20 protein-coding genes are annotated in these 15,880 nt (G+C 70.4%); 9 read left to right on the top strand and 11 right to left on the bottom strand.

The features are described 5' to 3' along the window. Positions 1-60 precede the first annotated feature (60 nt). Positions 61-540: a hypothetical protein gene (locus ABZW60_RS27245; RefSeq protein WP_355481425.1), complete on the top strand. Its 480-nt coding sequence runs from the start codon at positions 61-63 to the stop codon at positions 538-540. Here the strand turns inward: ABZW60_RS27245 and ABZW60_RS27240 are convergent, their stop codons facing one another. The 4 genes from ABZW60_RS27240 to ABZW60_RS27225 are packed head-to-tail and all read right to left on the bottom strand — an operon-like array spanning position 541 to position 3,220. Continuing rightward, on the bottom strand, positions 541-1,146 hold the full coding sequence (locus ABZW60_RS27240) for a UdgX family uracil-DNA binding protein (RefSeq protein ID WP_355481423.1): 606 nt from the start codon (positions 1,144-1,146) through the stop codon (positions 541-543). It lies immediately after the preceding gene. Then, positions 1,146-1,808 carry a DUF6766 family protein gene (locus tag ABZW60_RS27235; RefSeq protein ID WP_355481421.1) on the bottom strand — a complete coding sequence of 221 codons (663 nt, stop codon included), beginning with the start codon at positions 1,806-1,808 and terminating at the stop codon, positions 1,146-1,148. Before ABZW60_RS27235 ends, ABZW60_RS27240 begins: the two co-directional genes overlap by 1 nt. Positions 1,809-1,837: 29 nt before the next feature. Continuing rightward, positions 1,838-2,308, bottom strand: coding sequence for a vitamin K epoxide reductase family protein (locus ABZW60_RS27230; protein WP_355481420.1), 471 nt, complete (start codon positions 2,306-2,308; stop codon positions 1,838-1,840). A gap of 3 nt (positions 2,309-2,311) precedes the next feature. After that, positions 2,312-3,220: a DUF929 family protein gene (locus ABZW60_RS27225; protein ID WP_355481418.1), complete on the bottom strand. Its 909-nt coding sequence runs from the start codon at positions 3,218-3,220 to the stop codon at positions 2,312-2,314. 136 nt (positions 3,221-3,356) lie between these two features. Between ABZW60_RS27225 and ABZW60_RS27220 the strand changes: the two genes are divergently transcribed. Beyond that, entirely contained in the window at positions 3,357-3,977 is a 621-nt protein-coding gene (locus tag ABZW60_RS27220) for an SAM-dependent methyltransferase (RefSeq protein WP_355481416.1), read from the top strand. Here ABZW60_RS27220 and ABZW60_RS27215 read toward each other — a convergent pair. Then, complete coding sequence (locus ABZW60_RS27215) at positions 3,952-5,076, bottom strand: MFS transporter (protein ID WP_355481809.1); 1,125 nt, start codon at positions 5,074-5,076, stop codon at positions 3,952-3,954. The genes ABZW60_RS27220 and ABZW60_RS27215 overlap by 26 nt on opposite strands. Before the next feature lie 5 nt (positions 5,077-5,081). Further along, positions 5,082-5,630 (bottom strand): Chromate resistance protein ChrB, encoded by a 549-nt coding sequence (locus ABZW60_RS27210; RefSeq protein WP_355481414.1) that lies wholly within the window; start codon positions 5,628-5,630, stop codon positions 5,082-5,084. A 105-nt stretch (positions 5,631-5,735) separates the two neighbouring features. On the opposite strand from ABZW60_RS27210, the gene ABZW60_RS27205 reads away from it, so the two are divergent. Together ABZW60_RS27205 and ABZW60_RS27200 are read left to right on the top strand one after the other, a co-directional pair. After that, positions 5,736-6,602, top strand: a complete 867-nt coding sequence (locus ABZW60_RS27205; RefSeq protein WP_355481412.1) for a diiron oxygenase — start codon at positions 5,736-5,738, stop codon at positions 6,600-6,602. After that, a complete protein-coding gene (locus tag ABZW60_RS27200) occupies positions 6,599-7,882 on the top strand; it encodes an FAD-dependent oxidoreductase (protein ID WP_355481410.1) in 1,284 nt (427 codons plus the stop codon). The genes ABZW60_RS27205 and ABZW60_RS27200 overlap by 4 nt, the downstream gene beginning before the upstream one ends. Here ABZW60_RS27200 and sigJ read toward each other — a convergent pair. Continuing rightward, positions 7,845-8,741 carry an RNA polymerase sigma factor SigJ gene (gene sigJ / locus ABZW60_RS27195; protein WP_355481408.1) on the bottom strand — a complete coding sequence of 299 codons (897 nt, stop codon included), beginning with the start codon at positions 8,739-8,741 and terminating at the stop codon, positions 7,845-7,847. The two genes, ABZW60_RS27200 and sigJ, sit on opposite strands and share 38 nt — an antisense overlap. Before the next feature lie 90 nt (positions 8,742-8,831). Here sigJ and ABZW60_RS27190 point away from each other — a divergent pair, with 90 nt between their 5' ends. Continuing rightward, entirely contained in the window at positions 8,832-9,272 is a 441-nt protein-coding gene (locus ABZW60_RS27190) for a nuclear transport factor 2 family protein (RefSeq protein ID WP_355481406.1), read from the top strand. Here ABZW60_RS27190 and ABZW60_RS27185 read toward each other — a convergent pair. Continuing rightward, positions 9,262-9,891, bottom strand: a complete 630-nt coding sequence (locus ABZW60_RS27185) for a class I SAM-dependent methyltransferase (RefSeq protein ID WP_355481405.1) — start codon at positions 9,889-9,891, stop codon at positions 9,262-9,264. The genes ABZW60_RS27190 and ABZW60_RS27185 overlap by 11 nt on opposite strands. 85 nt (positions 9,892-9,976) lie before the next feature. On the opposite strand from ABZW60_RS27185, the gene ABZW60_RS27180 reads away from it, so the two are divergent. The 4 genes from ABZW60_RS27180 to ABZW60_RS27165 are packed head-to-tail and all read left to right on the top strand — an operon-like array spanning position 9,977 to position 13,089. Further along, positions 9,977-10,375: a VOC family protein gene (locus ABZW60_RS27180; protein ID WP_355481403.1), complete on the top strand. Its 399-nt coding sequence runs from the start codon at positions 9,977-9,979 to the stop codon at positions 10,373-10,375. Positions 10,376-10,403: 28 nt separating this feature from the next. Further along, a complete protein-coding gene (locus ABZW60_RS27175; RefSeq protein ID WP_355481401.1) occupies positions 10,404-10,751 on the top strand; it encodes a YciI family protein in 348 nt (115 codons plus the stop codon). Next, positions 10,748-11,941: a DUF6596 domain-containing protein gene (locus tag ABZW60_RS27170; RefSeq protein WP_355481399.1), complete on the top strand. Its 1,194-nt coding sequence runs from the start codon at positions 10,748-10,750 to the stop codon at positions 11,939-11,941. The genes ABZW60_RS27175 and ABZW60_RS27170 overlap by 4 nt, the downstream gene beginning before the upstream one ends. 17 nt (positions 11,942-11,958) lie before the next feature. Next, positions 11,959-13,089: an acyltransferase gene (locus tag ABZW60_RS27165; protein ID WP_355481397.1), complete on the top strand. Its 1,131-nt coding sequence runs from the start codon at positions 11,959-11,961 to the stop codon at positions 13,087-13,089. A 162-nt stretch (positions 13,090-13,251) separates the two neighbouring features. Here the strand turns inward: ABZW60_RS27165 and lexA are convergent, their stop codons facing one another. The 3 genes from lexA to ABZW60_RS27150 all read right to left on the bottom strand — a co-directional run bounded on the left by lexA (position 13,252) and on the right by ABZW60_RS27150 (position 15,738). Beyond that, the gene (lexA, locus tag ABZW60_RS27160) at positions 13,252-13,905 is read right to left on the bottom strand and encodes a transcriptional repressor LexA (RefSeq protein WP_355481396.1); all 654 of its coding nucleotides are present in this window, start codon (positions 13,903-13,905) and stop codon (positions 13,252-13,254) included. A gap of 9 nt (positions 13,906-13,914) precedes the next feature. Further along, complete coding sequence (locus tag ABZW60_RS27155; protein ID WP_355481394.1) at positions 13,915-15,093, bottom strand: Cmx/CmrA family chloramphenicol efflux MFS transporter; 1,179 nt, start codon at positions 15,091-15,093, stop codon at positions 13,915-13,917. Between the two features lie 69 nt (positions 15,094-15,162). After that, positions 15,163-15,738, bottom strand: a complete 576-nt coding sequence (locus ABZW60_RS27150; protein WP_355481392.1) for a TetR/AcrR family transcriptional regulator — start codon at positions 15,736-15,738, stop codon at positions 15,163-15,165. Positions 15,739-15,880 lie beyond the last annotated feature (142 nt).

Here is a 15,880-nt window from a genome sequence, read left to right as displayed (position 1 = left end):
CAACCGCGGCCGGCCTCTACAGTGGCCCTCAGTGGCACCGTCGCTACCTGTGGAGGCCGGATGGCAGAGGATGCGCATGTGCTGGAGCCCGGGCACGCTCCGACGCCCTTCACGGCCGACGAGATCCGGGCCGCGACCGCGGTGGGCAAGTCGATCACGCGACGGGTCGAGTCGGCGGAGGCCGAGCCGTTCCTGCTGACCAGCACGTACGTCGAGTGCGACGAGGCCGGCGCCACGCTCGAACGTTTCCGGCGGACGCTGGACGGCGCTTCGCTCGGCGAGCCGCAGGCGATGCGGGCGACCTGGCTCGACCTGCAGCGGCACGCCTCGTTCCCGGCCGGCGTCACGACGATCGAGCCGGAGCGGATCGAGACGGCGATCGGCGCGCTGGACTGCCTGCGCTACACCGTGCGCGACGGCGGCACCGACGAGATCTTCTGGTTCGCGACCAGCCTGCCGGGTATGCCCATCCAGCAGCAGACCAGGACCGACGGCCACGTGGTGGAATCCGTCGTCGTGGTCGCCTACACGAGCTCCTAGCTAGCCGAGCAGCCGGACCGCGACCCGCAGATCGTCGACGAACCGCCCGAAGTCGCGCCGGAACTCGTCGGACCGCACCACCGCGGACGGATGGACGGTCGCGACCGCCGGCGTCCCACCCGGCAACTCGACCTTCTTGCCACGCTCCTGCGTGACTCGGAAGGTGGAGCCGAGCAGCGCCTTCGCCGCCACCGATCCCATCACGACCACCAGGGACGGCTTCACGATCTGGAGTTCGCGCTGCAACCACGGATGGCACGCCTTGATCTGACCGGCCGCGGGCGTTTTGTGGATCCGCCGCTTGCCCTGCCGCTCGAACCGGAAGTGCTTCACGGCATTGGTCAGATAGACCTCCGACCGCGCGATCCCGGCCTCGACGAGCGCCTTGTCGAGCAGGTGACCCGCCGGGCCGACGAAGACATGGCCTTCCTTGTCCTCGTGGTCGCCAGGTGTCTCACCGACCATCATCATCCGTGCCCGCACCGGGCCCTCGCCGGCGACGGCCTGCTCGGCGTCCTCCCAGAGGTCGCAGCCGCGACAGTCGGGGAGACGTGCGCGCAGCTTGCGCATCCCGCCGTCGTGCGGAACCCATTCCTCCGCGGTCATCAGTCACCTGTCTCGGAGTGCGGTGCATGGACCGGCTTGGATTGTGCCGAGCGCCGCTGCCGCAGGTAGATCGACCCGCCGATGATCGCGGCGACGGCCAGGAACTCACTCTGCCAGTTCTGCAGGGACTCGTACCAGAACTGGCTCGTGCCGAGGTACTCCCAGGTCGTGACCGCGGCCCGGCCGTGCAGCTCCTGATCCTCGCTGTACGTCGCGGCGCCGGTTGCCGCGTGCAACCACAGTGACAGCACGAACACCAGCCCGAACGCGATCGCCAGCGAGTTCTCGTACAGGCGCAGGATCAGCTCCGAGCCGCGGCGTACCGGCCAGGGCGCGTTCCGGTCGTGGCGATGCTCGCGGGGATCCTCGTCCTGCGGCGCCGGCCCGTCGAGCGGCCGGGACTCCGCCGAACCCTTCTGCACCAGGTACGCCGTGAGCAGCACGTACATGAACATCTGCAGGAACTCGGACTCCCAGTTCTCGAACACCGCCTCGCCGAACGACGACGAGCCGACGTACTGCCCGAAGCTCTCCGGCGGCTGTCCGTGATCGGCGAGCTCGGAGTTCTGCTGGGCGTGACCCACGAACGCCAGCCCGACCAGGAACCCGAAGAACAGCGCCAGGTTGGCCAGCAGCAAAGCCCGTAGTCGAAGCCATCGCATGCGGTCCCGGTACCCCCGGAGGGGTTATTTCATGATGCGGGCGGCACCAGGGCCAGGCGGACGATGACGAGCCCGAACAGGACGAGCGTCAGCGCGTGCACGACCGTGCACCACAGGCAGATCGCGTTGATCCGGAACAGCTCGGCCCAGATCAGGTAGCACACGAACACGACGCCGGTCAGGACGCCTGCCAGCCGCAGCCGTCCCGGCCACCGCGACGACGTACGCCACAGCGGCGGCACGGACAGCGCGGTCATGCCGGCGAAGAAGGCGAGGCCGAGCAGCGCGACCGGGATCCCGAACAGCTTCGAGTACTGGCTGCTGGTCACCTTGGCGCAGTTCACCACCCCGGTGTCCGGGCAGGCGAGCGTGGAACCGGCGGTGAAGTGCTCGTAGGTGAGGTACGCCGCGACCGCGAGCCCGGCGACCGAGACGGCCAGGGTGGCCCACGGGAGCACGCCGAGCGACGTCCGGGCGGACTGCTGCGCAGTACTGGTCACGACTCAGCCCTTCGCGCTGCCGAGCTTCGCCGCCGCCGCGGTCACCGGCTCGGTCGAGCAGACCTTCGCGGGCTGGTTGTCCGTCAGCTTGCAGATCGCCGCCGTGTAGACGTTGGCCGACGCGAGGACCGCCTTCGCGATCGGGGTCGACGGATCCTTCAGCGCGTCGGCGATCTGCTCCTGCGTCTTCCCGGCGAGCACCTCCGGGCTGTATGTCGCGCCGGAGTTGACGAATTTGCCGCCCAGGTCGATGAACGGGATCGACCCGTCGCTCTCGACGTACGGCGGCTTGTTGTACGTGTCGAACGTCTTCTGGTCCTCGGCGGTCGGGGTGTCGAGCGGCTTGTACCCGTTGCCGACCATCTCGTTGGTGGTCGTCTCGACGCCGGTGAATGCCAGGTACTGACTCGTGTACGTCGAACCGTGGAACGACAGCGTCGCCGTGTTCGGGAACACGTCCTCCGACGCCGAGTGGGTGGTGCCGAGGTTGCTGAACGTCCCGAACCGGGACAGCGCGACCGTCACCGGCCACCGCTCCGCGGCGCAGTACGGGCAGAACTCGGCGCCGATGTAAAGCACCTTCGGCTTTCCGCCAGCGGTCAGTGCCGGCGCGGTGATCGCCGACGGCGCGGCCTTCACGTCCTCGCTGCCGACGGCCGCGAACGCCGAGTCCGGGATCGAGGAGAGCGCGGTGACCAGACCCGAGCCGGCCGCACCGGACGGACCGGTCGCGGTCTTCTTGCCGCCGCCGACCAGGCGGATCGTCACCAGGCCGCCGACGATCACCACGACCAGGACGACCGCACCGACCGCGAGCAGGAGGCGCCGTCGTCGCTCCGCCTGTTGCTGGGCGGCCAGCTGGGCCGCGATCCGCTCGCGGGCCGCAGCCTTCTGTTCGACTCGCCGTGCCATGACTCTCCTCTGATCGCGCGCGTGCTCCTGAAGATCAACTATCCATCAGGCCCGGAAGTTCCTGCCTCTGCGTCACCGTGAGGTTACAGATCCGCAGATCGGCGGCCGACCTCAGGTCTACATAGTCTTACGCGTCATGGACTGGAGAGCGTGGCATGCGAGGTACGACGTCCCGGGATCGGAACTGTCGCGGCGGCTGGAGGCCGTGCAGGAGCAGGTCCGCGCGGCGCTCGACCGGGCTCCGGCCGGGCCGGTGCCCGTGGTCAGCCTGTGTGCGGGACAGGGCCGCGATCTCCTCGACGTACTGGAGGACCATCCGCGCCGGGCGGACGTGCGTGCGCGGCTCGTCGAGCTGGATCCGGAGCTGGCGGCCGCGGCCCGGGAGCGAGCGCCGGACCAGGTCGAGGTGGTCACCGGCGACGCGTCCTTGACCGAGCAGTACGCCGGGCTGGTGCCGGCCGAACTCGTCCTGCTGTGCGGGATCTTCGGCAACATCTCCGACGCTGACATCAAGCGGACCGTCGAGGCGAGCCCGCAGTTCTGCCGGACCGGCGGCACGGTGATCTGGACCCGTCACCGCGAGGATCCGGACCTGGCGCCGACGATCTGCGAGTGGTTCGAGCAGCGTGGCTTCGAGCGGGTCTGGCTCTCGGACCGCGATGCCGGCTTCGGTGTCGGCGTGCACCGCTTCACCGGCGTACCGGAGCCGTTGGTGACCGGGCAGCGTCTGTTCAGTTTCGTGCCGGGCGGAGCATGAGCAGCACCAGCAGCAGGAGCACAGCGAGCGCGAGGTAGCCGGCATCGAGTACGGCGACGGTCGCGATCGCGGCGACGAGCAACGGGCCGCCCGCATCGCCGAGTTCACGGCCGAGCTCGGCGGTGCCCATGGTCTGACCGAGCCGCTCCGGCGGCGTGCTCGCCGCCAGCGCCGCGAAGCCGAGCGGTGTGATCACGCCCGTCCCCGCACCGATCAACGCGGCTGCGATCAGGAGGAACACCACACCGGGCAGCGCCGCACACACGAAGCCGGCCGCCGCCAGGACCAGACCGAGCGCGATGCCGGTGCGCGTCGTCAGCCTGCCGGCGTCGAGCGCCCGGCCGCTGCGAGGCTGCACGACGGCCGCGGTCGCGGCGAGCAACGACACTGCCGCTCCGGTCGCGATGGTGCCGAGGCCGTCCGAGGCGCCGGTCACCGGCAGGAACCCGACGCCGACGGACAGGGCGGCCGTCGCCGCGGCCAGCGCCACGGTCGGCCGGAGGAACTGCGGATCGGTGATCCGGCGCGCGAGGTCCAGCACGGTCTGCCGGGTCCGCGGCAACGGCGGAACGGCCGGTACGGTGATCAGCGCCCAGCCCGCGACGCCGGCGGCGAGAGCTGTCATCACCGCGAACAGCAGTCGGAACCCGCCGAGCCACACCAGCCCGCCACCGAGCAGCGGGCCGGCCGTGTAGCCGATGCTCTTGTAGAACCCGTAGCTCCCGAAGGCGCGTCCGTGCTTGGCCGAAGGATTCAGCCGGGCCACGAGCGCCGAGGCAGCGGGGGAGAAGGCCGAAGCCGCGGCACCCTGGCCGAGGCGGGCGACCCACAACCACCCCGGCCGGTCGACGAGCACATACGTCCCTGACGCAACGGCGAAACCCGCGAGCCCGAACAACAGCATCGGCCGCGCGCCGATCCGGTCGGCGATCGTGCCGAACACCGGCTTCAGCAACACCTCCGCCCCGTCGTACAACGCGAGCAGCAGGCCGAGCGTCAGCAACGAAGTGACGGCATCCTCGGAGGATCCCCCGAGATTCGCCGCCACCGCGTGCGCCCCGAACGCGGTCGTGAACCCGGCCGCGTACAGCGGCCACATCCTCCTCACGCGTTGCCCGGCAGCTGATGCAGCGCGCGGAAGACGAGCTCGGCATACTCCTCGCAGCGCGCGACGCAGTCCTTGAGCCGGGCGGTCGCCTGCGTGGATTCCGGCGTACCGAACACGTCGCGGCCGGTCAGGTCGCGGTGCCAGCGGCGGAGTCGCTCGAGGCTCTGCTCCTCCTCCTCGAGCTCGGCGAGGGTGAACTTCTCGATCCGGATCTCCTTGGCGAGCTCGTCCTCGAACTTCGTGCAGTCCGCCAGGAACTCGGTCCAGTCCGCGCGCCGCGCCTCGTCGTACAGCCAGCGCAGCCGGTCGGCGTCGTCGGCGCTCCGGCCGGCCGCCTCGAGCACCGTGACCTCGCCGTCCGCACGGGCCACCAACTCGGCCGTCCGCTGCATCGCGGCCTCGAACACGGGGAGCTGGGGCACCGCCCAGACGCCCTGCCCGAGCGACAGGGCCCCGGCCTTCCGCAGCTCCCGCCACACCGCCACGCGGTGCCGGGAGGGCTCCGCCGGGATGCGCACCAGCAGCACCAGCCATCGATCCGTCACAGGAGCAAATGTAGCGGCTGTTACACCGGCTGGGAATCTCGACAGGATTTGGGACATCAGTTATGTTACATAGACGATGTCATATCGCCCTCGGAGGTGTGCTCGATGAACGAGACCGCTGAGCGGTTGCTGGGGTCGGCGGGCCGGCTGTCGCGGGACCCGGAGACGGAGATCGACTGGGACGCGCCGATCGGCGACGGGTACGGAATGTCGCCGGAGTGGAGCACGCTCTACGCGACGCCGTTCTGGGACGAGCTGACCGATGCGCAGCGGCGGGAGCTGACCCGGCACGAGGCGGCGTCGGTGGCGACGACCGGGATCTGGTTCGAGCTGATCCTGCAGCAGCTGATCCTGCGCGACGTGTACGACAAGCCGGCCCGCAGCGCCGAGTTCCAGTGGGCGCTCACCGAGATCGCAGACGAGTGCCGGCACTCGATCATGTTCGCCCGCGCGACCGAGCGGATGGTCGAGCCGTCGTACCGGCCGCGGCTGCTCGCGCGTGAGCTCGGCCGGATGTTCAAGACCGTGGCCACCGGCGAGTCCGCGTACGCCGCGATCCTGGTGGCCGAGGAAGTGCTGGACGTGATGCAGCGCGACTGGATGCGGGACCGCCGGGTCGAGCCGCTGGTGCGCACCGTGAACCACATCCACGTGGTCGAGGAGTCGCGGCACATGGTGTTCGCGCGCGAGGAGACCCGCGAGCGGCTGGCCGGCGCGGGCCGCGGCCGGCGCTGGGTGAGCGCGCTGGTGATCGCGATCGCCGCCGACATGATCGTGTCGAGCATGGTGGGCCGCGACGTGTACGTGAATGTCGGACTCGACGCCGACCGTGCCGTCCGGGAGGCGCGGCACAACGAGCATCACCGGTCGCTGCTCAGGACGAGTTGCGCGAACCTGATGGACTTCCTGGGGTCGGTGGGGCTGCTGACGCCGGCCGCGGCCCGGGTGTACCGGCGGACCGGCCTGCTGTGAGCTACGCGATCTCGGGGGAGTGCTGCTCGGACGCGAGCTGTGTCGCGGTCTGCCCGATGAACAGCATCCACCCGGCGCCGGGTGAGCCCGGGTTCGGGACCGGTGCGAGTCTGTTCATCGATCCGCGGACGTGTATCGACTGCGGCGCGTGCGCCGACATCTGCCCGGTCGACGCAGCGCAACCGGCCGACCAGGCGGCGCCGGAGGACGTGCGGCGCAATGCGGAGTACTTCGCGGAGCGCGAGCCGCTGGAGGCCACGGACCTGGACAGCTGGGAACCACCGTCGTACGAGGTCTGGGGCGGCGGCCCGCGTCGCGTGCTGGTGGTCGGCGCGGGCCCGGCCGGGATCTACGCGACCCGCGAGCTGTTGCTCCGGACAACGGCCGAGGTCACGCTCGCCGACCGTTTCGACACGGTCGGCGGCCTGGTCCGGTACGGCGTCGCGCCGGACCACCCGCGCACCAAGCAGATCATCGAGACCTTCGAGCGCGTCATCCAGCATCCCCGGGTGCGGTGGCGCCCGGGAACGGACGCCGCGAGCCTGCTGAACAAGCAAGCGGTCGCTCCGGGGAGCGGCCGGTCCGGAGGGTTCGACGCGGTGGTGCACGCCGTCGGTGCGCGCCGGAGCCGGCGGCTCGGGATCGCCGGCGAGGACGGCGCCTGCACGGCTGAGGATTTCGTTGCCTGGTACAACGGGCGGCCGGGTGCGGTGGCGCCGACCGACCTGGTCGGCCCGCGGGCGGTTGTCGTCGGCAACGGGAATGTCGCGCTGGATGTGGCGCGCGTGCTGCTGAGCGACGAGGAACAACTCCGCGGCATGGACGTGTCGCCCGAGGTCCGGCGGATGCTCGCGGCGAGCGGTGTGAAGCAGGTCGTGCTGGTGGGCCGACGCGGTCCGGACGAGGCGGCGTACACACAGTCCGCCTTCCAGGAGTTGCGCGCCGCGGTCGGTGACCGGGTCGAGTTCCGGTACCACGCCTGGCCGACGGCCTGGACCGGCGAGGGCCTGGTCCTCGACAGCGGCGAGACGATCGCGGCGGGCAACCTGTTCACCGCGATCGGGTTCGAGGGGCGGCCGGTCGACGGGCTGCCGTTCGACCCGGACCGCGGCATCGTCCCGAACGTCCGCGGCGCCGTCGTCGACCGGCCCGGTCACTACGTGGCGGGCTGGATCAAACGCGGCGCGCGCGGCGGGATCGGGGTCAACAAGGCCTGCGCCCAGGAGACCGTGATGACGCTGGTCAGCTCTGCCAGGGGTTCAGCTTCTCCGGGTTCCTGATCGCCCAGATGTTCGTGATCCGCTCGTCGGCGATGTCGAAGGCGATCACGGTCTCGATGACACCTTCGAACTGGATCACCAGGCCCGGCTGCCCGTTGACCGTGCGCTCGACGATCGTCCTGCCGAGGCGGAACACCGGGAGGTCGGCGAAGTACTGTGCGACGTCGGTGCCGCCGTGGACGGGCTCGAGCGACGCGGCCACGATGCCGCCGCCGTCGGCGACCGCGGTGACTTCGGGGTCGAGCAGGGTGACGAGCGTCGCGATGTCGGTCGCCTCCCAGGCCGCCTTGAACTCGCGGACCAGTTCCGCCCGCCGTGCCGACGGCGCCGCCGGATGCTCGGCGTCGCGGATCCGCCGGCGGGCCGACGAGGCGAGCTGCCGGCAGGCGGCCGGGGTCCGGCCGACGATCTCGGCGACCTCCGGGAACGGGTAGCGGAACACGTCGTGCAGGATGAACGCGACCCGCTCGGCCGGGGTCATCGCGTCGAGGACGACGAGGAACGCCATGTTCACCGACTCGTCCAGCGTGACGCGGTCGGCCGGGTCGGCGGTCCCGCTCTGGCCGGTCTGCCACTCGGCGCTCTCCGGCAGCGGCTCCGGGATCCACTCGCCGACGTACCGCTCGCGGCGGGCGCGCGCGGACCGCAGCTGGTCCAGGCAGATCCGGCTCGCCACCTTGGTCAGCCAGGCGGCCGGGTTCTCGATCGCCCGCTGCTCGTCGGCCGTCATCGAGTACCAGCGCGCGTACGTCTCCTGGACCACGTCCTCGGCGTCGGCCAGCGAGCCGAGCAGCCGGTAGGCGAGGTTGATCAGCTGCCGCCGCTCGCTCATGATCGCGCTCAGCCCGGGCTCACTCATGTCGGTCCTCTCGTCCATACCCTGTACGACGGAACAGGCCCACGCGGTGTGAGGTCTGACAGTTCGCCGCGGCGCCTCGTCGTACCGAACATGACTACACAGAACGCTGTATCCGAAGTCGAGATCCGTGAACGCGTCGAGGTGCTCCTGGACGCGGTCCGGACCGGTGACATGGACGCCGTCAGGACCATCTTCGCGCCCGGCCTGGTGTCGTTCGACATCGAACCGCCGCTGCGGCACCTCGGCGCGGAGAAGAAGTGGGCCAACTGGGAGCGGGTCTTCGCCGTCTTCGAGACCCCGCTGGAGTACGAGGTCCGCGACCTGACAGTCCTCGTCGACGGCGACCTGGCCGTCGTCTACTCCCTCAACCACATGAACGCCGTCCTGAAGCCCGGCGGCGAGATCGACTACTGGCTGCGCTGGACCGCGGCCTGGCAGAAGATCGACGGACAGTGGCTGGTCGTCCACGACCAGGTCTCCGTCCCGACCAACTTCGAGTCCGGGACCGCCGCCATGGACCTCATGCCCTGAGGACTGCGCGGCCGATGATGTGGGGGCTGGCGGGGGTGATGCGGTCCGGGGGGAAGCGGGAGGTGTCCAGGTCCTCGATGGCGAAGCCGGCCGCGGCGATGGCGGCCGCGGTGTCGCGGTGGGTGTGGCAGCCGCCGACGAACAGGGGCCACAGGGTCGCGTCGGCTAGCCGTTGGACGGTGGCTAGGCGCGTGCCTGGCTCGGCGGCGACGTGTTCGTAGAACCTGAGCTCTCCGCCGGGGCGTAGCACCCGCCGGGCCTCGGCGAGCGCGACCTGTTGGTCCGGCACCGAGCAGAGGACGAGCGACACCACGACGACATCGGCCGACGCGTCAGGGGCCGGCAGACGGTCTGCCGTACCTTCGACGACCTGGACGTCGACCGGCGCTGACGCGGCCTCGCGTCCGGCCTGAGCGCGCAGGTAGGGCTCGGGCTCGACGGCCAGCACGCCGGTCACCTCCGGCGGGTAGTGCTTGAAGTTGCCGCCGTCGCCCGCACCGACCTCGATCACCCGCCCCGCCGCGCCCGCCAGCAGCCGGCGACGGTGATCCGCGGCGCCCTGCTCGTCGAGCGCCGGCCGCGCCTTCGTGTAGATCCGGGCGAACAGCGGATGTTTCATGCCCCCACCCTCTCAGAGTGTCGGATCGCGGCGCCCGCCGATCGTCTCCTGGGTGACCGCTGTTCATCACCACGAGGAGACTGCTGTGCCTGCCACCGTGAAGATCATCGACGTCGTCGTGTCCGACCTCGGCGCCGCGATCGAGTTCTACCGCCGCTTCGGACTGGAGTTCGAGCGCGACCAGTACATGCCGGACGATCACGCCGGCTGCGACCTGCCGAACGGCCTGCACCTGATGCTCGACACCGACGAGGCGCGGAGCAAGATCACCGCCGGGTGGACGCCGCCGGCGACCGGCCGGGTCTTCCTGACCTTCGAGTACGACACTCCCGCGGAGGTCGACAAGGCGTACGCCGAACTCGTCGCCGCCGGCGTGCCGAGCCTGCAGGAGCCGTTCGACGCGCCGTGGGGGATGCGTTACGCGACCGTGGCGGATCCGTCCGGGAACGGTGTCGATATCTACGCCACCCTGCCCGCTTCGTGAGCAAGACTGTCGGGAAGGAGGTGCGCGGGTGAAGTACGTGCTGATGTTCATCGAGACCGAGGAGTTCGCGAAGGAGTTCGCGGCGCTGGGGCCGGCCGAGCAGGAGGAGGCGTACCGGCGGGTGTACCAGTGGTTCGAGGACCACAAGGACAGGATCACCGACCGCGGCTCCAAGCTGCAGGGCCCGGAGACCGCGACCACGGTCCGGTTGGACGGCGGCACCGTGATGACCACCGACGGGCCGTTCATCGAGGGCAAGGAAGTCGTGTCCGGGTTCACCGAGATCGACGTCGAGGACCTGGACGAGGCGCTGCGGATGGTGCGGACCTGGCCGGCCTGCCCGGTGGTCGAGATCCGGCCGGTCGAGCAGATGTGACGACACCCGAGGACGAGCTGGCCCGCGTGGTCCGTGACCACGCCGGCCGGCTCGCCGGTGCGCTCGTCTCGCTGCTCGGCGACTTCGCTGCCGCGGAGGACCTGGTCCAGGACGCGGTCGAGATCGCGTTGAAGCGCTGGCCTGTCGAGGGCATTCCGGAGCGGCCGGACGCCTGGTTGTTCACGGTCGCGAAGCGGCGCGGTCTCGACGTACTGCGTCGGCAACAGAACTACCGCGCCAAGCTGGCCGCGTTCGAGCCCCCGCTGCAGCCGCCGCCGGACGACAGGTTGCGGCTGATCTTCACCTGTTGCCACCCCGCGCTCGCACGCGAGGCCCAGGTCGCGCTCACGCTGCGGGTGGTGTGCGGCCTGACGACCGCCCAGATCGCGGCCGCCTTCCTGGCGTCGGAGTCCGCGGTCGCGCAACGGATCACGCGGGCGAAGCGCAAGATCACCGACGCCGGCATCCCGTACCGCATCCCGCGCGACGACGACCTGCCCGAGCGCCTCGACGAGGTACTGACGGTGATCTACTTGCTCTTCAACGAGGGGTACCTGTCGAGCACGGCGGACCGCGTGCACTCCCGGGACCTCGTCGACGACGCCGAATGGCTGACCGCACTGCTGCACGGTCTGCTGCCCAACGAACCCGAAGTGGGCGGCTTGCTCGCCCTGATCCGCCTGCACCGGGCCCGCACCGCAGCGCGCTTCACACCGGACGGCGACCTCGTCCTGCTCGAGGACCAGGACCGGACGCTGTGGGACCACGCGGCGATCGCCGATGCGACCGCACTCCTCACGCGCACGGCTCGTCGCCACCACGCACCCGGCCCGTACCAGCTGCAGGCCGCCATCGCCGCCTGCCACAGCGAGGCGCACGTCTGGTCCGAGACGGACTGGCCGCAGATCCTCGTCCTCTACGACATGCTCCTCGTGCTGCAGCCGACACCCGTCGCCGGGCTGCACCGGGCGATCGCGCTCTCATACGTTCGCGGGCCTGCTGTCGCCCTGGCCGAACTCGACGGATTGGTGAGCGATCTCGAGCATTACCCGTTGTTCCACGCGTCCCGCGCCCAGCTGCTGCGCGACCTCGGCCGCGACAGCGAGGCCCGAGCAGCCGACGGACGCGCGGCGGAGCTGACCACCAACCCGGCCCAGCTCGGGCTGCTCAACGAGCGACTGGCCCGCTGACCCAGCATCCTTGCTCCATGCGTGTGGAGGGGCGGGGTGAACGGCTGTGGTTCCTCGACTGGCTGCGGGTGCTGGCGGTGCTCGGGGTGTTCGTGTTCCACACGCTGCGGCCGTTCGACGACGGCGACTGGCATGTGAAGAACGCGGAGACCAGCGAAGGCATCTCGATCGGGATCGCGTTCCTGGGACTGTGGGGACTCGCGTTCTTCTTCATGATCTCCGGCTGCGCCGTCCGGCTGGCTCTGCGGTGGCGGACCGCGTCGCAGTTCCTCAGGGAGCGCTCGCTACGGCTACTCGTCCCGTTCGTCGTCGCCTACGTGCTGCTCTCGCCGTTGCAGTACTTCATCGAGGAGCACCACAAAGGACGCTCGACGGGCTCGTTCCTCGATGACGTCCGGACGTTCTTCAGCGATCTCGGCGGCGACGCGCCGCTGTGGCTGCGCGACACGTACCACCTGTGGTTCCTCGTCTACCTGATCCAGTTCGCCCTGCTCGGCCTGCCGGTGTTCCTCGCGCTGCGCGGCAGGACCGACTGGATCGCGCGGCGCTGCCGGCGGCGCGGTTCGATCCTGCTGCTCGCCGTACCGCTGGTGCCGATCCATCTGCTGCTGCTCGCCGCGCCTGGTCCGGAGCATGGCTGGGGCGAGTTCGTATTCTTCTTCGACTTCTTCGTCGTCGGCTATCTGGTGATGTCGGACGAGCGGCTGCTGGCAGCGGTACGCCGGGACGCCGTACCGGGGCTGCTGCTCGGTGCCGGCGCCTTCGTGCTCGGCGTCGTCACCGGCATCATCGACTTCCTCGACGGCTGGTGGCCGGACCCGGGCTACTCGTGGGCGTACCTGTGGTACTCGCCGCTCATCACACTCGCGGTCTGGGGCTGGCTGGTCGCGGTGCTCGGGCTCGGTCTCCGTGCATCCGCGGTCCAGCGCCCGCTACCGCCCACGCTCGCCCGGGCCGCGATGCCCTACTTCATCGTGCATCAGCCGGTGATTCTCGCGATCGCCTACGTCGTCGTCGCGTGGGACGCCGGCATCGGGCCGAAGTACGCCGTACTGCTGCCCACCGCCTTCGCGGTCTCCGCGATCCTCGCCTGGCTGCTCTCGTCCGTCCCGGGCGTCGCGCAGCTGTTCGGTGTGAAGAAGAGATAGGTCCTGTCTGGTAATCCATCGCCTACTGCGGGGCACTCGGCACGGCACCTCGCCGCACTGGAGCAAAGACCACGATGGATCCGCATCGAGGCCTTCGCCCCAGCACGCCGAGGCACCGCACCGAGCACCTCCTCGCGACGGCGCTGGATTACCAGACAGGACCTAGACGCTCCGGAGGACCGAGACCACGATGCCGAGGACGGTCGCGTTGTCGCCGTCGATGACCTCGTACGCCGGGTTGCGGGGCTCCAGGTACACGTGGCCGTTGCGGCGGCGGTAGACCTTGACGGTGGCCTCCTCGTCGATCATCGCGGCGACGATCTGGCCGGAGTGCGCCTCGGACTGCTGGCGGACCACGACGATGTCGCCGTCGCAGATGGCCGCGTCGATCATCGACTCGCCGCGGACGCGCAGCCCGAACACGGTGCCACGGCCGGTCAGCCCGCGGGGCAGCTGGAGGACGTCGTCGACGTGCTCGACCGCGGAGATCGGCGTGCCGGCCGCGATGTCGCCGACGACCGGCACCGGTACGTTCTCGTCACCCGTGGCCCGCGCGGCCGGCTCCTGCAGGAACATCCGGACGTCGATCGGCCGGGAGACCGACGGGCTGCGGCGCAGGAACCCCTTGTCCTCCAGGCTGGCCAGGTGCTTCGACACCGACGAGGAGGAGCGCAAACCGACCGCGTCGCCGATCTGCCGGCTGCTCGGCGGGTACCCGTGCCGCGTCACCCAGTCCCGGATCACCACCAGGATGCGTTGCTGCCGCTCCGGGAGCGCGCCGGTGTCGAGGTCGCCGAACAGGTCGAGATCAGTCACCGCGAAATCCTAGAGCGCCCCGGCCCGGACAACGCGCTGCGACCCGCCCCTGGACACCGCCCGGACGGCGAGCGGGACGGTGCCGAAGGCAAGGACGCCGAGCGCGGCGCCGATCCAGCCGACCGCGGAGTAGCCCGCACCCGCGTCCAGCGCCAGGCCGCCGAGCCAGGGGCCGACCGTGATACCGACGTTGAAGGCCGAGATGTTGAAGGCCGCGGCCAGCGTCGGCGCGGAACCGGCGACGCTGAAGACCCGCGAGTTCACCGCCGGGTTGGTGGCGAACCCGAACGTGCCGACGCCGATGATCGCCGGTACGGCGAGCCACGGCGTACCGGTCGCGAGCGCGACCACGACCGCGGCGCCGATCACTCCGGTCAGGCTGACCATCAGCGTGCCGAACGGCCGCCGGTCCGCGGTCCGTCCACTGATCGTGATCCCGATCAGCGCGCCGACGCCGTACAGCGCGAGGATCACCGGCACCCAGGTCGCGGACAGCCCGGTGGTCTCGGTCAGCAGGGGTGCGAGGTAGCTGAAGATCACCAGGATCGCGCCCGTCGACAACGCCGTCGTCCCGTACGCGAGCCACAGTTGCGGGTTCGCCATGCTGCGCAGCTCGAGGCGCAGTTGCGGTGTCTCCGTCGCACGGCCCCGCGGGATCGTGGTGAGGACACCGGCGATCGCGACCGCCGACAGGGCCGCAACCGCCCAGAACGCCGAGCGCCAGCCGAGGTGCTGACCGAGGAGCGTCCCGGCGGGCAGCCCGACGATCGTGGCCACGGTGAGTCCGCCGGCCAGGATGCTCATCGCCTTCGCCCGCGCCTGCGGCCCCGCGAGCTCGATCGCGGTCACCGAGGCGACCGCCCAGAACCCGGCGTACACGAAGGCCCCCGCGACCCGGGTCGCGAGCAGGACGCCGTACGACGAGGTGAGCGCGCCGGCGACGTGGGTGAGCGCGAAGACGGCCAGGAAGGCGAGCATCGCGGCGCGCCGGGACCAGCGCAGGGTGGTGACGGCCAGGATCGGGGCGCCGACGAGCATGCCGACCGCGAACGCGGAGATCAGCAGACCCGCGGCCGGGATCGAGACGTGCAGGTCGGTCGCGATCTCGGGGAGCAGACCGGCGAGCATCAGCTCGGACGTGCCCTGGGCGAAGATCGCGACGCCGAGCAGATAGACAGCGCGAGGCATGGGAGTCCTCTCGGAATTGGAATGAGCGGTGCAAAACGCGGGCGGACAGCTGCCCGGGGGAGGTGTGGTTCAGAAGCTGCGCAGTGTCGCCTCGACGACGACCCGCTGGATCTCGGGTGTCGCGCCACGGCGGGCGGCCACGCGCAGGCCGCCGAGAACGGTGAAGACGTACGTCGCCAGACCGGCCGCGTCCTGCTCCGGGTCGACCTCGCCGGTGGCCTGCGCCGCCCGGATGGCGGTGGTCAGCGCGACGAGCTTGACCTCGTGGTCGCGATCCAGGAGCTCGACGATCTCGGCGTCCTTCGGCCCGAGCTCGACGATCGTGTTGATCACGAAACAGCCCGCCGGCTCGTCGGGGTCCGGCTCGACCGCCGTCCACAGGATCCGCCGGACCCGCTCGCGGATCGGGACCGTCGCGTCCTGGATGACCTCGAGCTGGGCGGCGGTGAAGCGCTCGGCGTACCGCCGCAGGGCGCGGTCGAACAGGTCGCGCTTGCTGCTGAAGGTGTTGTAGATGCTGCTCCGGCCGAGCCCTGTCGCGGCGCAGAGGTCCTGGGTCGAGGTGGCCTCGTAGCCCGACTCCCAGAACACCCGCATCGCGGCGTCCACGGCGCGGTCCTCGTCGAACGTCCTCGGTCTCGGCATGGCGCCGAGCATAGCACGTTATGGATCGATCGGTCCAAAACGTGCCCCCGGACAGGTTGTCCCTGAGCGCCGATAGCATCTGCGCATCGAGGCGAGTGCCGGAAGCTCTTCGACAGCACAGCGGCGCTCGCCTTCACTGGGG

It is taken from the genome of Kribbella sp. NPDC003557 (assembly GCF_040610805.1).
Taxonomy (GTDB): Bacteria; Actinomycetota; Actinomycetes; order Propionibacteriales; family Kribbellaceae; genus Kribbella.
Note: the sequence above shows the minus strand (reverse complement) of the source record. Positions and strands in the feature narration are given on the sequence as shown.

Excerpts from the sequence above, each read along its gene's own strand:
- ABZW60_RS27235 (WP_355481421.1), bottom strand. The coding sequence starts at position 1,808 with ATGCGATGGCTTCGACTACGGGCTTTGCTGCTGGCCAACCTGGCGCTG.
- ABZW60_RS27185 (WP_355481405.1), bottom strand. The coding sequence starts at position 9,891 with ATGAAACATCCGCTGTTCGCCCGGATCTACACGAAGGCGCGGCCGGCG.
- ABZW60_RS27205 (WP_355481412.1), top strand. The coding sequence starts at position 5,736 with ATGAACGAGACCGCTGAGCGGTTGCTGGGGTCGGCGGGCCGGCTGTCG.
- sigJ (WP_355481408.1), bottom strand. The coding sequence starts at position 8,741 with ATGAGTGAGCCCGGGCTGAGCGCGATCATGAGCGAGCGGCGGCAGCTG.
- ABZW60_RS27225 (WP_355481418.1), bottom strand. The coding sequence starts at position 3,220 with ATGGCACGGCGAGTCGAACAGAAGGCTGCGGCCCGCGAGCGGATCGCG.
- ABZW60_RS27215 (WP_355481809.1), bottom strand. The coding sequence starts at position 5,076 with ATGTGGCCGCTGTACGCGGCCGGGTTCACGACCGCGTTCGGGGCGCAC.
- ABZW60_RS27150 (WP_355481392.1), bottom strand. The coding sequence starts at position 15,738 with ATGCCGAGACCGAGGACGTTCGACGAGGACCGCGCCGTGGACGCCGCG.
- ABZW60_RS27245 (WP_355481425.1), top strand. The coding sequence starts at position 61 with ATGGCAGAGGATGCGCATGTGCTGGAGCCCGGGCACGCTCCGACGCCC.
- ABZW60_RS27220 (WP_355481416.1), top strand. The coding sequence starts at position 3,357 with ATGGACTGGAGAGCGTGGCATGCGAGGTACGACGTCCCGGGATCGGAA.
- ABZW60_RS27190 (WP_355481406.1), top strand. The coding sequence starts at position 8,832 with ATGACTACACAGAACGCTGTATCCGAAGTCGAGATCCGTGAACGCGTC.
- ABZW60_RS27165 (WP_355481397.1), top strand. The coding sequence starts at position 11,959 with ATGCGTGTGGAGGGGCGGGGTGAACGGCTGTGGTTCCTCGACTGGCTG.
- ABZW60_RS27240 (WP_355481423.1), bottom strand. The coding sequence starts at position 1,146 with ATGACCGCGGAGGAATGGGTTCCGCACGACGGCGGGATGCGCAAGCTG.
- ABZW60_RS27155 (WP_355481394.1), bottom strand. The coding sequence starts at position 15,093 with ATGCCTCGCGCTGTCTATCTGCTCGGCGTCGCGATCTTCGCCCAGGGC.